The following is a 12,771-nucleotide window of genomic DNA, read 5'->3' on the forward strand; positions in this document are numbered from 1 at the left end:
CGGCTCGGCCGGACCGGCCCTCACACGCCTGGCTGACGCGGAAGCCTTCGGTCTGGGCGGCGGGGATCAGTCGGCAGCCACGGGGAGCAGCGAGTACAGGGTCTGGCCCTGGTAGTCCGCTCCGCCGGACACCTCGAAGTTGCCTTGGAAGGTGAACTCGCCGTGCACGAAATTGAGTCCCCTCCAGGGGCGCTCGTCATTGCCGATGTTCACGTGGTAAGCGGTGCAACGTCCGATTTCGGGCTTTCCGTTCTCGGGAAGGCCGCCCTCGCAGGCGGACCAGACCTGGAAGATGACGTTGTCGTGCTCGGCACCGCTGATGTCGATGGCGGCGCCCTTCCCGTCGGTGACCTTGATGTCCATGTTGAGGCCGACCTTGAGCCGCACCTTGCGGCCGATGTTGTTCTTCAGGAACGAGCCGAAGCCGGAGCGGCCCTCGCTCAGATCGGAGACCGACCCCTCGAACGACGGCCGGGGGTCGGCGGTCACCGTCGCGCCTGCGGCGGTGCGGCCGGTGGGCGTCCGGTCGCCGTCGTCGCCGTCCCCACCGCCGATGTAGCGGAAGGCGACCGCCGATCCCAGGACCAGGACGGCGGCCGCGGCGCCGGCGATGACGCCTGCGCGGCGCGGCCTCCCCGTCTTCCCGTGGCCGTCCGGTACCAGTCCCTGCCGCACCGCTGTCGCCACGTCCGCCGGGACTGGCTGCCCTGCCAGCGCGGTGATGTTCTGGTAGGCGGAGTCACTGGCGAACCCCTCCTGGAGGCCGCCTGGGGCGGCGGGGCGGTCGCCGGAATCGGCTCTGGATGTTCGCGCAGGTGCCCCGCATGCCACGGCCAGTTCTTGTGCGGTGGGCCGATCAGCGGGGTTCTTGGCCATCGCCGCTGCCAGCGGTGCGGCGAGCTCGGCGGGCAGCCCGGCCAGGTCGGGTTCGTCGTTGATGGTGCGCAGCAGCACCGCCTCGACCGGACCTGCCCCGAACGGCGGACGGCCAGTGGCGGCGTAGGCGATCGTCACCCCGAGGGAGAACACATCGGCGGGCGGCCCGAACGCCTGCTCGCGCAGAACTTCGGGCGCGACGTAGCCGGGGGTGCCGTTCCAGCCCCCGGTGCGGGTGATCTGCGTCTGGTCCTCACCCCGCGCGATCCCGAAGTCGATCAGTCTGGGGGCGTCGGGGGCCAGCACCACATTGGAGGGTTTGACGTCGCGGTGCTCCACCCCTTGGGCGTGCACCTCGCCCAGACCCGTGGCCAGCGCGGCCAGCAGCCGCACGCAGGTGCCGGCGGGAGGCGCGCCGAACCGCTGCACGGCCTGCCGCAGCGTCGGGCCGGGCACATACTCGGTGGCCAGCCAGAACGGCTCCTCGATCAGGCCTGAGGCGACCATCGCCGCCGCATACCGGCTGCGCACCCGCGCCACGGTCTGCGCTTCCCGCCGGAACCGCGCCAGCACCTGCGGGTCGTCCAACCCCTCGCGCACGACCTTCAACGCGATGTGCCGGCCGCCTCCGGCCAGCGCCAGGTAGACCAGCCCCATCCCGCCCTCGCCCAACCGGCCCAGCAGCGGATAGCCGCCGATCGCGGCCGGATCAGCCGGACGCAGTGGCTGCACGGTGCACCCCCGCAAACAACAAGATCATGGCGCGCATGATCGCAGTCCCGTCGGTCCCGTGTCATATCGGTTTTCCGCACCGACGATCGAATGGCGCATCAAGGATGCGAGCACCGGCTGGCCATGCCACGGGGCGGCTGACGTGGAGGAAGCTGTTCGCTTGACGACATGCTCACCTCCCCCGCCCTCCGTCAAGACCGGCGTGAACGCGGGCAAGCACCGGCCGGTCGCCTCGTTCTACCGGCGCCCACGCTGATGTGGCCATCTAGGGACCGGCCCGTAACTGTTGCTTGTCACTGGGCAGCGGCGTGCAGGTCCCGGATGTACCAGTCGAAGCGTGTCCCGTCCTTGCCGTGCGTCGGTTCGCCGGGGGTGAACCCCGCCCGCCGCGCGACTGCGGCAGAAGCGGGATTCTCCGGCTCCACCTGGATCACCGCTTCCACCCCGCCCTCACTCGCCGCGTACTGGGACGCCAGCAGGACCGCACGGGTCGCCAGACCACGGCCCCGCCAGAGCAGATAGAGGCCATAGGCGACATTCACCTGGCCGGGCGCCAGCCCCTCTCCTTCGAACCGCAAGTCGACCGTGCCCGCGAGCACCCCGTCAGCACCCAGCCGGATGCCGAACGCGCGCAGTGGCCTGGTGGTCTCCCACTGCTCCCGGCAGTGCCGGAAGTACGCTTCGACGCCCTCCCGCGTGCCGGGACAGCCGTTGAGCCAACGAACGAGCAACTCATCCTCCCCCGCGAGGTGCGCCTCCACATCGTCCAGGCGCAAAGGGGACAGAGTGATGATCTCGTCGGACAGCTTCACCTCATGCATCCAGTGATTCTTGACGCCAGAGCCCCGCCACACCATCGGATTCTGCGTGAGATCACGCGGAGTTCCCATGGAACCCTCCGCCGGAGAACCGGCCCCTGCCGGTCGCGGCGGCGCCTGGTTCCCACCCCGCGACCACACCATTGCCAAGCGCTCGAAGAACTACCGGCACTCCACCGACCACCAGGTCGTCATCGATGCCGGCACCCGCCTGGTCGTCGTGGTCGACACGCCGCTCGCCAGGAACCGCAACCACTGCAAGGCGTGGGAGGAGTCCGACGCCATGGCTGCGGTCGGCAAGACCACCAGGCCAACAGCGGATGCCCAGGCACCGGACTGGTCCTCCAGCGCCGCCGCAAGCGCGGCTGAACCGAACTCCCGGACTGGAAGGAAGAACACGACCAGCTCCACAGGCAGATCCGCGCAACGCGCGGAGCACGCCGTTCCCGGCATGGAAGGATTACTTGGGGTCGAGATCAAAACGATCGATCAGGACAGACAGATCGAACACCAGCATCATCGAGAACATCTCATCTTCGACGAGCTTGCGAAAGATGCCTCTAGCGCAGGCCTCTTCCTGTTCCTTATTATGCTGCAGGTTGACCACCGTAACCACTACAGGGTACTGCGAGAAAGCAATCCCATAGTCGTCATCAAAGTCATGTGGAGCTTCCACCTGAACTTTATTGGAGCCGCTCCTGCCCGCGAAGGCGATGCCGTCACCACCTCCACCAACTGAACCTAGTTGACACTCGGCTGCCGCTTCGATCGCGGCGAGCTCCGGCTCACCCACTTCAGGGATGCGCAAAAAAATCTGATAGTAACTACTCATACCACTCCCCTGGCCACTGAATGTCGTACCCGTCTCCGATGATTCTGATAGTGCGCATCCGTTCCGGATTTATTCGCAGAAACCTATCCAAACCCAAGCGGGCAGTCTCTTCCTCCAGACCGCTTCCACGCGCGTCCACGATTGCATCCTCGGCCTGCCCCTTAGCCGAGTTCAGAGCGTTCTTCACAGTATTGGACCCGGCTCCCTCTCTCAAGCTCTTGAACTCGGCAGGCCGCCCGTCCAGGAGGGCGTCGGGTGTCCGCACACCAGGTTCTTCTGACTCACGAAGAGCCTTCACCACGCATCCCTCGGAGACCAGCAAATCCGCGATGCGCCGCTCGGCAGAATCAAACGACTTTTCCGTCTCGTCGAGAGCACCCACACGACGCTCCACCGCGGAGATCCTGTTGTTATCCTCGCCCTCGGCGGCAAGCTTCTTTGACAGTCCACCGATCTCCGCTTCCGTGGATTGTTGCTTACCTTCGACAGATTCCGCACCTTCAGCGATGTCCTGAGCATCTCCGGTGACATCGGCGCCCACCTTCGAGTCAGCCTCGTCCGCATCCAGAATGCTCCGAGAGACCTCCGCACGGGGCTGAGCAACCTGCCCTTTCTCCACGGGCTGAGCGGATGAGGAAGTAGCCGTTGTCTCCCGCCCCTCGCGCTGCTGGATGCCGCCTCCCTGCAGGCCAACTTCTCTGAAACCCGTCTGGGCTTGGCGAGCCAGGGCGGCTTCACGGGCGCCACGGAGGCTCTCAAGGCGGGATGGATACCCAGGGGTACCGGGCCGGTCAACTGGCGGCGGGCGCTCTTGATTCGAGGTCCTGTCCGTGCCCTCCCCTCCGGTCTCGGAGCCGCCGGACCGGTCGATACCCACGCTTGCTGCCCTTCCGCCGGGAGAACGGAGCCGCTATTCGTGACCATTTTATCAGCAGACGCGCTACCCGATCACTACGCGCCAGAACGCACTCGGCTGAGACACGACCGTCCTCGTGAACTCCCCCTCACCAGCATCTACTAGTGCCTTGAGCCAGTAATCCTGCGTTAGTCGGTAAACTGGGATGCCGAGCCTGACGCTGGATCCGGTGGTGTTGTCCCATGAGGAGCGGTCGGCGCTTACCAGGTGAGTGCGCTGCCGCAAGCCCTTACAGGCTTCCGCGTTGCGGGCGCTGATTGTGCTGCTGTGCGCCGAGGGCGGCGCCTCGGATTGCCCAGGTCGCCGACGCAGGCTGCAACCTCACGCCACACGGCGTCAAAGCGGCGCTCGCGGTTCCTAGCCGGCCGGGGGGATTCCGCTTGCGGTCGGTGTCGACGGTGAGATGGGCCAGGTGCTTGCTCCCGTTGCCGGCGATCGGGCCGAGGACCGGTCGCGTCGGCGTCCTGCCGGTGGTCGCGTCGGTCGCCAGAACTTGATCTCCGAGTTCGATCTCGTCGATCGGTTGGCGGATCCGGTGGCCATGGGGCACTGGCGCGTACATCCTCGAATGAGGTGCAGGCGCGGCGTGCCGGGCTGGGAACGATGCGCCGCCACCTGGCGGATCCGTTGCCCGGATGGAGTGCCGCATGCAACGCTGAATCGTCATCACAAGAATCTCTTCCGCCTCCAGGCCACCCTCTTGGACTGGACGGCGACGACCACGAGGACGGCTAAGGAACCGGCCGGCGCCGGGGTTCCCTGGAAACGGCCAAGAGAAGGGATACAAGTGACTGATCACGCACGGGGGACGGCCGCCTGGCATGGCCGTATCGAGCATGTCCGCGGCGCCGACCTGGACCCCGATACCGCACAGACACCCGGAATGCGTAGGTACGAGGCGATCTCGGGCAGAAGCGTGGGCTCGGAGCGGCTCTGGATGGGCCGTACCCACGTCGAGCCCGCGACCAACTCCGGCGACCACCACCACGGCGAGGCGGAGACGGCGATCTACATCGTCTCCGGGCGCCCGGTCTTCGTCTTCGCCGAAGGGGCCGAGGAGGTCCGCATCGAGACCCGGCCGGGCGACTACATCTTCGTCCCTCCCTTCGTCCCGCATCGCGAGGAGAACCCTTCTCCTGACGAAGAGGCGATCGTTGTCATCGCACGCAGCACGCAGGAGGGAATCGTGGTCAACCTTCCCAGCCTGTGGGCGGACGTCGATCGCCCGACGAACGCCTGATGGCCATGAAGACCGACGAGCACGGGCTGGCCCTCGGGGCGGGCAGCAGCACCGCCGTCGAGCACTACGACAACGCCATCCATGAACTGCTGCACTTTCGCCCAGAGGTGGACGTCGAAGCAAAGCGGGCGCTCGAAGCGGATCCCGACTTCCCGCTGGGCAACGTCCTGTCGGCATACCTCGAACTGCTGAGCACCGAGCCCGACGGCGCGCGGGCGGCGGCGGAGCGGTTCCGGCGCTTCCGGTCGCGCGTGGACGGCTCCGGGCTCCTTGCACGGGAGCGGGCACACCTCGCGGCGCTCGAGCGCCTGGTGAAGGGCGACTTCCTCGGCTGCGGCCGCCTGCTCGGCAGGATCAGCGAGGAGTACCCGCGCGACGTCCTCGCGCTGTTCGTCGGCCATCAGATCGACTACTTCACCGGGGACGCCCGCGCACTGCGCGACCGGGTCGGCGGTGCCTTGACGGCATGGAGCGAGACCGACCGGCATTTCGGCCAGTTGCTCGGAATGTACGCCTTCGGATTGGAGGAGGCGGGCCACTACGACCGATCGGAAGAGGTCGGCCTGCGCGCGGTCGGCCTCGACCCCAAGGACGTGTGGGGCATCCACGCCGTCGTCCACACCTACGAGATGCAGGGCCGGTTCCGGCAAGGAATCGCCTATATGGACGAGCGTCTGACCAACTGGTCGACCGGTACGTTCTTCAACGTTCACGCGTGGTGGCACTATGCGCTCTACGCACTGGAGGCCGGAGACACGGCCCGGGCCCTGGAGATCTACGACGCCGTGCTCCACGGCCCTGATTCGACAGGCACCGCGATGGAACTGCTGGACGCGGCCGCCCTGCTCTGGCGCCTATTTCTCGAAGGCGATGACCAGACCGCGAGGTGGAACGCCTTGGCCGACGGCTGGGCGTCCAAAGCCCGGGAGCCTTTCTACGCGTTCAACGACATGCACGCGGTGATGTCCTTCGTCGGTGCCGGCCGCCTTGGCGACGCCGACCGGCTGATCGCCGACCGCGAGGCCTACCTGTCCGCTCCCCTGCCCGACGTCACCAACCAGGCGATGACCGCACGCGTCGGCCTTCCGGTCTGCCGCGCTCTGGTGGCCTTCGGCCGCGGCGACCACACCACCGTCGTCGATCTCCTCGCCCCTATCAGGCACCACGTCAACGAATTCGGGGGCAGCCACGCGCAGCGCGACGCGGTGCAGAAGACCCTGCTGGAGGCCGCCCTCCGCTCCCGCCGCCTCGATCTGGCCCGCGTCCTGGTCAGCGAGCGGATCAGCGTACGGCCGTCCAGCCCGTTCAACTGGCTCAAGCACGCCGACGTCGCCGAGGCCCTCGGCGATGCGGCCACCGCGACCACCGCCCGAACGCACGCGATGAAGCTGCGTCGGCCCTGAGCTTCCGAAAGCGTGGACGTGGTGGCGTGGTGGCCAGGTAACGGCGGCCAAAGTCGGCCACACCGGGAGCGCCCGACATCGCGCCAGAGGCCTCCCGAGTCGAAGTCACCCTGACGCCGGACGGTGACGGCACCGAGCTCACCCTGCGCCACAGCGGTCTTCCCGCCGTACTCGATGAGGAGACCAGCGACGGCTGGGCACACCTGCTCCATCGTCTGGGGGAAACAGCGGAACGCCAGGAACTCCGCTGAGCCTGGTCGTTCGGCGGAGCCACCACAACCGCCGCCGGTTGACGCGTTCCGCCGCTGTCAATACTCCGATGGTCACCGCTTCGCAGGTCCGTGGGAAGACGCGCCGGACCGCCGTGCGACGGCAGCGTTGCGGCCATGAACGTTCTCGCTGATACCCGCGCCGTGATCGCGGCGGGGACCGTCACCGCCGTCGCGCTGCTGGCACCGCATCACCCCACCTACGACCAGGGCTTCGCCCCCGCCTGGGTAACGCTGGCGGGCGTCGTGTTCGCCCTGCTGTTCGCGGTGACGGAACGCGCCTGGGCCGGCCGGATCGCCGCGGTGCTCCTGCTGTGGGCGGGCGGCGGAGTCGTCCTGGACGGATTCCGCCTCTTCTTCTGGGCGACCGGCATCCCGGCAGGCGACTTCGCCCAGGTCAACTGGGTCGGCGCGGCCACCCGCGGCACCAGCCTGCTGACCTCGGCCCTGCTGGTACTCGCGCTCGCCCGCCGGGCCCAGGGCCCGTGGCGTGAGCGACCGTGGCTCGGCTACACCGCGTTCACACTGGCGTTCCCCTACCCGCTGCTGAAGTTGTACTGGTCGTTCGGCGGCAGCGCCGCCCGTCCGGAGCCGTACACCGAAGGCTTCCCGTACATGGAGTCGGTCATGCTGCTGGGCGGAGCGACGCTGGCGCTTGCCCTGGTCCAGCCCTGGGGACGGCGCCTGCCCCGCCTGCCGCTGCTGGTGCCCGCGTGGGCGGCGACCGGCGCGCTGGTCAGTATGGGCGCGCTCGCCGGTTTCGGCACCCTCGCACAAGCCGCTGGGCTCAGCGACGGCCCGGTCGACTTCGGCGATCCGCCCACCGTCGCGATGGTCGGCGCGGTCTACGGGTCGTGGCTGCTGTTCGGCCTGGCCCTGGGCGGCGCGACCCTGACCTACCAGCGGCTCACCCGCTGATCTACCCTTCACCCCATGCGCCCAGCACGTGCGGACGCGGCGTTGGCGTTCGTCACCGGCATCCCGCTGGCGAGCCTGTCGGCGCTCGTCGCCGCCCTCTCGGTTCCAGGAGCGCGCGCGACGATCCTGCTGATCGCGGTGGGCGTCGCGCACCTGGCCCTCATCGGACGCCGCACCCGTCCGCTCGTCTCCCACGCCGTGGTCTGCGCCGCGTTCGCCGCGCAGACCACGGTCACCGGCCTGTTCCTGGTGCTGCCGTCGGTCCTGGTCTTCCCGATGTCCCTGTACGCGGTGACGGCCTATGGCCGACGCGCCGTCGCGCCGGCCACCGGTGTTCTCGGCTCCTGCCTGGTCGCCGCACGCTTCGCCACCGACGACAGCGTCCGCTCCGCGAACCTCGGGCCGAATCCGTGGCTGCTGCTGGCGCTGCTGCTGGCGATCGTCGCGGCCGCGTGGAGCATGGGCCTGGTTCGTCGTACCCAGCTCGCCTACGCCCAGATATCGGCGGAAAGAGCCCGGGATGAGGAGCGCACCCGCATCGCCCGTGAGATGCACGACGTCATCGCCCACTCCCTGGCCGTCATCGTCTCGCAGGCCAAGGCGGGCCGCTACGCTCCGGACCACGCGGCCGACGCCCTGTCCGCCATCGAGGGCACCGGACGGGCTGCGCTCACCGACGTGCGCGGCCTGCTCAGCGTACTGCGCCCCGACCAGAGCCCCCAGCCGACTCTGCGCGACCTACCAGCATTGTTGGACCAGGTCCGCTCCACCGGTCTCGAAGTCAACCGCACCGACCAAGGCGCACCACGTCCACTCAGCGCCGCCGCGGAACTGGCCGCCTACCGCCTCGTTCAGGAAGGGCTGACCAACACCATGAAACACGGGGGCACCACCGTCCGAGCGGCCGTCGCCCTCGACTGGGGCATCGACGCGCTGACCATCACCATCCGGGACAACGGCACGGCAGTTCCGTCCACACCCGGCATGGGACTGAGCGGAATGCGTGAACGGTTGAGCGCACTGGGCGGCTCCCTCACCAATGGCCCGGCCCAGGACGGCTATGCCCTGCAAGGCCGCCTTCCGTACCCGGAGACGTCATGACCATCAAGGTCCTGGTCGTCGACGACCAGGACCTGGTCCGCACCGGAACCGTTCTGGTCGTCGACTCGCAGCCCGACCTGCAGGTCGTCGGCCAGGCCGCCAACGGAGCCGAAGCCGTCCGCCTGGCTCCCGCCGCCGACATCGTCCTCATGGACATCCGCATGCCCGTCATGGACGGTGTCGAGGCCACCCGGAGGATCTGCCGGGGAGCCGGGCCTCGGGTCCTCGCCCTGACGACCTTCGACCTGGACGAATACGCGTTCGCCGCCCTCAGAGCCGGAGCCTCCGGCTTCCTGCTCAAGGACGCCCCCGCCGAGGAGATGCTCACCGCCATCCGAACCGTTCATCAGGGCGACGCCGTCATCGCCCCCTCCACGACCCGGCGCCTACTCGACCACGTGGCCCCTGGTCTTCCGAGTCCCACCGGCCCTGATCCCCTCACCGACCGCGAACGCCAAGTCCTCCTCCACATTGCCCAGGGCCTGTCCAACGCCGAGATCGCCGCCCGCCTGCACCTGGCCGAGGGCACCGTCAAGACCCACGTCGGCCGGATCCTCACCAAGCTCGACGTCCGCGACCGGGTCCAGGCCGTCATCTGGGCCTACGACCACCGTCTCGTCCATCCCGCCTGACGACCCCGTGCATGGTCGTGGTGGCGTGCCGGGTGTTTGCTCGGGTGCCCTTGGCGCGGTGATGCCCTGGCGTTCGGCCGGGCGCGCACCCACGATCTGACCGCCGCCCGGCTCGGTCAGCGCATCCCGCTCGACCCGACGCACCGAACCGCCGCGGACGTGTACCGCCACGGCGAGCCCGCGCGGTAGCTCTCACCGAAGCGCGTCAGGGTCTGTTTCCGGCAAGCCGGGAAGCCTGGTCGCGGTGCGCTGGCCGCCGGTTTGCCGGAGATTCAAACCCTACGGGGGTGCGGTACAGTCACCAGCGTGAGCGTATTGCCTACACCTACAGGGGCATCATGGGCATCAGCTCCGAGCGCGACCTCGTCGACTTCCTCGTCACCTACACCCGGGACATGGCCCTGTCAGAGGAGGAGCCCGGCGCGATCCTCGACCGCTACTTCGTTCCGGACTTCGAGTACTGCAACGACGGCCTGGTGATCGACCGGCAGCGGATGATCGACCACGTCCGCCCCGTCCGCAAGAACGTCGACAGGGCGGCCATGGCAGCCGACGAACGCACCGGGGTGGAGATCCACCAGGCGCTGGTCCGCGGTGACCAGATAAGCGCGCGCTGGACCCTCCGCACCAGAATGCGCAAGGGCAAGACTTTCACCGCCGAGGTCTACATGTTCGGCCGGCTGGCACCCGACGGCCGGATCCAGCGGATCGACCAGACCAACAGGCCACTCGACGATCAGCGGTAATTCACCGCTCACCAGTACGGCCCCGACTCGCCGCCCGCCGACCACGAATCGGCGGGCGTTTCCGCGTCCGGTTCATCAGATAGCCGCCGTTGACCCCGGCGGCCACGAGGACCCAGGTCGTAGGCGCGCTAACCAGCCGGTCGGCGTGGGATTCGATGAACGCGCGCGTTGTTCAAGAGGTTGGGGCGACGCATTTGATGTAGGAGGTGATGGGGTTGGTCTCCACGCGTTCGACGCCGTCCGGGGATCCGATCCGGTCGCTGAGGTAGGTGTAGAGGGCGTCCTCGTCGCGGGCACGCGCGCCGACGACGTCGAACTGCTGATGGGAGCCACCCGCGACGAGGCGGCGGCGTTCTACGCGCTCGACGACCTGGTGGCGGCGCTCGGCCCGGATGAACTGGGACGCATCGCCGACCGCTGGTTCGGCGACCCCGGCCACGCGACGCCCGACGGCCGGACGACCACCCAGCGCGCACCGCGGCCGCCTGGCGCCACGCGCCCATGCTCGACGGTGCCCCCCCCGACCTGGTCCGCCAGGTAGCCGCTCCTGGACCGGCTCCGTCCGCCGCGGCGACCCCGGCTGGTCCCCGGCGCCATCCACCACTTCACCGGACGTCCGTGGGGCGTCCCGTCCCGAAAAGGATGATCATGTTCGGGACCCTCATGCTCCTTCTCGGCCCCTGGCTGGTTTTCCGCCTGCTCGGCATGCTCGGCGTCGCCCGGTTCGCCACCTGGCGGACCAGCGGGGCCCACGCGCTGGCCGCCATGCTCCTGTGTACCGGCACCGCGCACTTCCTTCCCGACAGCGTCACGGTGATGCCCAGTCACGCCGACCTGACGGCCATGGTCCCGCCGTTCGCGCCGCTCCCGCACCTGATGGTCTACGCGACCGGCGTCCTGGAACTGCTCGGCGCTCTGGGACCGGCGCGCACCGCGACCCGCTGCCGGCGGCCTCGCCGCGCTGTTCGTGGCGATGTTCCCGGCGAACGTCTACGCCGCGATCGAGGACGTCCCGCTCAACGGTGACCCGGCCACACCCTTGTGGTCCAAACCACTAGTGCCACTGCACACCGCGAGCCCGTCGCAGGCCTCCCGCACAACGACCCGGCGTCGACACGTCCATGACGAAATCCAGGGCAGCACCTTTACGTTGTAGATCATTTTCGGGGGCGACCGCCCCGAGGTTGGCGACTCGGGAAGCTGCGGTGAGGACGGGAGTGGGTCGCGTCCGCCGATCTGAATGATCGGCCGCGAGCCGCCTCGATCGGTGGCACGGACCGGGGCGGCGACCGAGCACGGCAACCCGGCTTGCGACCGTGGCCGGGGCACACCCGACATTGTTCGGCTGAATCGACCGAAGTTGTCGGATCCGGGCCGCGCTGTTCGTAGCAAGGTTGAGACGCCGCCCGCGAGGGCGGCTGTGACACCTACAGGAGATGCCGACCGATGTCGCACACACAGGCCAAGGTCCACCGGATGTCCGAGCTCATCGAGCCGATCGCCACCGTCACCTTCTCCGAGATCCCGAACGAGGCGTTCCTGGCCCTCGGCATGCGGAACTACTGGGACGGATACTTCGCCGGCCGAGCCGCGCCGCTGGGACCGGCCCCGGCCGAGGTGGTGCACGCGGTCTTCTACAACTTCGCCGACGGCGAGGTGGCGCGCCACATCCCGTGGGTCTGGGGGAAGATCACCCCGCAGGAGGCGATCGCCGTACGCGAGCGGGGCAGCGCCGCCGCGCTGCGGCAGGTGATCGGGCAACTCGCCGACTCCCCCGGCCTGGTGCGGGCCGCCGACCTCGCCACCCGGGCAGCGGTCAGCGCGCCGACCGAGGGCCGAGCGCTGTACGCCGCCCTCCGGGCACTCGACGTCCCTGAGGAGCCGGTGGCCAGGCTCTGGCACGTGACGACGCTGCTGCGCGAGCACCGTGGGGACGGCCACAACGCCGCCCTCGTCGCCCACGGCATCGGTGGGACTGAGGCCCACGTCCTCATGGCTCTGTCCCTCGGCATGAGGGCGGAGGAGTTCGGCCGGATCCACCACCTCCCCAAAGCGCAGCTGGCCGCCGTCGTCGACGGTCTACGCGGCCGCGGCCTCGTGAACGCCGACGGCGGCTTCACCGACGCCGGCCGGGAGACCAAAGAGCGGATCGAAACCCTCACCGACGAGCTGGCGGCACCGCCGTACGAAGTGCTCACCGCGGACGAGCTCGACGAGCTGGCCGCAGGACTCGAGCCGATCGCCGCCGCGGCACGGAGCCACGACGACTGAGCGGCCAGACGCAAGAG

The 12,771-nt window shown here is 68.8% G+C and carries 14 protein-coding genes and 1 pseudogene; 10 read left to right on the top strand and 5 right to left on the bottom strand.

Annotation, left to right across the window (positions count from 1 at the left end; genetic code table 11):
* Positions 1 to 66: 66 nt before the first annotated feature.
* Complete coding sequence (locus BKA00_RS12340; RefSeq protein ID WP_185025037.1) at positions 67 to 1,608, bottom strand: serine/threonine-protein kinase; 1,542 nt, start codon at positions 1,606 to 1,608, stop codon at positions 67 to 69.
* 293 nt (positions 1,609 to 1,901) lie between these two features.
* Positions 1,902 to 2,429, bottom strand: a complete 528-nt coding sequence (locus BKA00_RS12345; RefSeq protein WP_185025038.1) for a GNAT family N-acetyltransferase — start codon at positions 2,427 to 2,429, stop codon at positions 1,902 to 1,904.
* A 109-nt stretch (positions 2,430 to 2,538) separates the two neighbouring features.
* Between BKA00_RS12345 and BKA00_RS12350 the strand changes: the two are divergent.
* A pseudogene (locus tag BKA00_RS12350) lies at positions 2,539 to 2,792 on the top strand (IS5/IS1182 family transposase); the annotation flags it as partial.
* A gap of 94 nt (positions 2,793 to 2,886) precedes the next feature.
* Here BKA00_RS12350 and BKA00_RS12355 read toward each other — a convergent pair.
* Together BKA00_RS12355 and BKA00_RS40395 are read right to left on the bottom strand one after the other, a co-directional pair.
* On the bottom strand, positions 2,887 to 3,258 hold the full coding sequence (locus BKA00_RS12355) for a hypothetical protein (protein WP_185025039.1): 372 nt from the start codon (positions 3,256 to 3,258) through the stop codon (positions 2,887 to 2,889).
* Positions 3,251 to 3,877, bottom strand: a complete 627-nt coding sequence (locus tag BKA00_RS40395; RefSeq protein ID WP_221493122.1) for a CdiA C-terminal domain-containing protein — start codon at positions 3,875 to 3,877, stop codon at positions 3,251 to 3,253. The genes BKA00_RS12355 and BKA00_RS40395 overlap by 8 nt, the downstream gene beginning before the upstream one ends.
* Before the next feature lie 1,180 nt (positions 3,878 to 5,057).
* On the opposite strand from BKA00_RS40395, the gene BKA00_RS12365 reads away from it, so the two are divergent.
* From BKA00_RS12365 to BKA00_RS12395, 7 genes are all read left to right on the top strand, one after another.
* Positions 5,058 to 5,414, top strand: a complete 357-nt coding sequence (locus tag BKA00_RS12365; RefSeq protein ID WP_230299002.1) for a cupin domain-containing protein — start codon at positions 5,058 to 5,060, stop codon at positions 5,412 to 5,414.
* Complete coding sequence (locus BKA00_RS12370) at positions 5,414 to 6,817, top strand: tetratricopeptide repeat protein (protein WP_230299001.1); 1,404 nt, start codon at positions 5,414 to 5,416, stop codon at positions 6,815 to 6,817. The genes BKA00_RS12365 and BKA00_RS12370 overlap by 1 nt, the downstream gene beginning before the upstream one ends.
* Before the next feature lie 77 nt (positions 6,818 to 6,894).
* Positions 6,895 to 7,068 (top strand): SRPBCC domain-containing protein, encoded by a 174-nt coding sequence (locus tag BKA00_RS40815; protein WP_185034096.1) that lies wholly within the window; start codon positions 6,895 to 6,897, stop codon positions 7,066 to 7,068.
* A gap of 135 nt (positions 7,069 to 7,203) precedes the next feature.
* Entirely contained in the window at positions 7,204 to 8,004 is an 801-nt protein-coding gene (locus tag BKA00_RS38255) for a hypothetical protein (protein WP_221493123.1), read from the top strand.
* A gap of 15 nt (positions 8,005 to 8,019) precedes the next feature.
* A complete protein-coding gene (locus tag BKA00_RS12385; RefSeq protein WP_185025040.1) occupies positions 8,020 to 9,105 on the top strand; it encodes a sensor histidine kinase in 1,086 nt (361 codons plus the stop codon).
* A complete protein-coding gene (locus tag BKA00_RS12390) occupies positions 9,102 to 9,737 on the top strand; it encodes a response regulator (RefSeq protein ID WP_185025041.1) in 636 nt (211 codons plus the stop codon). Before BKA00_RS12385 ends, BKA00_RS12390 begins: the two co-directional genes overlap by 4 nt.
* Before the next feature lie 338 nt (positions 9,738 to 10,075).
* A complete protein-coding gene (locus BKA00_RS12395) occupies positions 10,076 to 10,483 on the top strand; it encodes a nuclear transport factor 2 family protein (RefSeq protein ID WP_185025042.1) in 408 nt (135 codons plus the stop codon).
* Between the two features lie 172 nt (positions 10,484 to 10,655).
* On the opposite strand, the gene BKA00_RS12400 is transcribed toward BKA00_RS12395, so the two are convergent.
* Complete coding sequence (locus BKA00_RS12400) at positions 10,656 to 10,922, bottom strand: hypothetical protein (protein ID WP_185025043.1); 267 nt, start codon at positions 10,920 to 10,922, stop codon at positions 10,656 to 10,658.
* A gap of 209 nt (positions 10,923 to 11,131) precedes the next feature.
* Here BKA00_RS12400 and BKA00_RS12405 point away from each other — a divergent pair, with 209 nt between their 5' ends.
* Positions 11,132 to 11,509, top strand: coding sequence for a DoxX family protein (locus BKA00_RS12405; protein ID WP_185025044.1), 378 nt, complete (start codon positions 11,132 to 11,134; stop codon positions 11,507 to 11,509).
* Positions 11,510 to 11,929: 420 nt separating this feature from the next.
* Positions 11,930 to 12,754 (top strand): SCO6745 family protein, encoded by an 825-nt coding sequence (locus BKA00_RS12410; RefSeq protein ID WP_185025045.1) that lies wholly within the window; start codon positions 11,930 to 11,932, stop codon positions 12,752 to 12,754.
* The last annotated feature ends 17 nt before the right edge of the window (positions 12,755 to 12,771 follow it).

Source organism: Actinomadura coerulea (assembly GCF_014208105.1).
GTDB lineage: Bacteria > Actinomycetota > Actinomycetes > Streptosporangiales > Streptosporangiaceae > Spirillospora > Spirillospora coerulea.

What these genes read in the sequence shown, in the direction of transcription:
- BKA00_RS12410 (WP_185025045.1), top strand. Translation starts at nt 11,930, where the DNA reads ATGTCGCACACACAGGCCAAGGTCCACCGGATGTCCGAGCTCATCGAG.
- BKA00_RS12385 (WP_185025040.1), top strand. Translation starts at nt 8,020, where the DNA reads ATGCGCCCAGCACGTGCGGACGCGGCGTTGGCGTTCGTCACCGGCATC.
- BKA00_RS12405 (WP_185025044.1), top strand. Translation starts at nt 11,132, where the DNA reads ATGTTCGGGACCCTCATGCTCCTTCTCGGCCCCTGGCTGGTTTTCCGC.
- BKA00_RS12355 (WP_185025039.1), bottom strand. Translation starts at nt 3,258, where the DNA reads ATGAGTAGTTACTATCAGATTTTTTTGCGCATCCCTGAAGTGGGTGAG.
- BKA00_RS12345 (WP_185025038.1), bottom strand. Translation starts at nt 2,429, where the DNA reads ATGCATGAGGTGAAGCTGTCCGACGAGATCATCACTCTGTCCCCTTTG.
- BKA00_RS12390 (WP_185025041.1), top strand. Translation starts at nt 9,102, where the DNA reads ATGACCATCAAGGTCCTGGTCGTCGACGACCAGGACCTGGTCCGCACC.
- BKA00_RS12395 (WP_185025042.1), top strand. Translation starts at nt 10,076, where the DNA reads ATGGGCATCAGCTCCGAGCGCGACCTCGTCGACTTCCTCGTCACCTAC.
- BKA00_RS38255 (WP_221493123.1), top strand. Translation starts at nt 7,204, where the DNA reads ATGAACGTTCTCGCTGATACCCGCGCCGTGATCGCGGCGGGGACCGTC.
- BKA00_RS12365 (WP_230299002.1), top strand. Translation starts at nt 5,058, where the DNA reads ATGCGTAGGTACGAGGCGATCTCGGGCAGAAGCGTGGGCTCGGAGCGG.
- BKA00_RS12370 (WP_230299001.1), top strand. Translation starts at nt 5,414, where the DNA reads ATGGCCATGAAGACCGACGAGCACGGGCTGGCCCTCGGGGCGGGCAGC.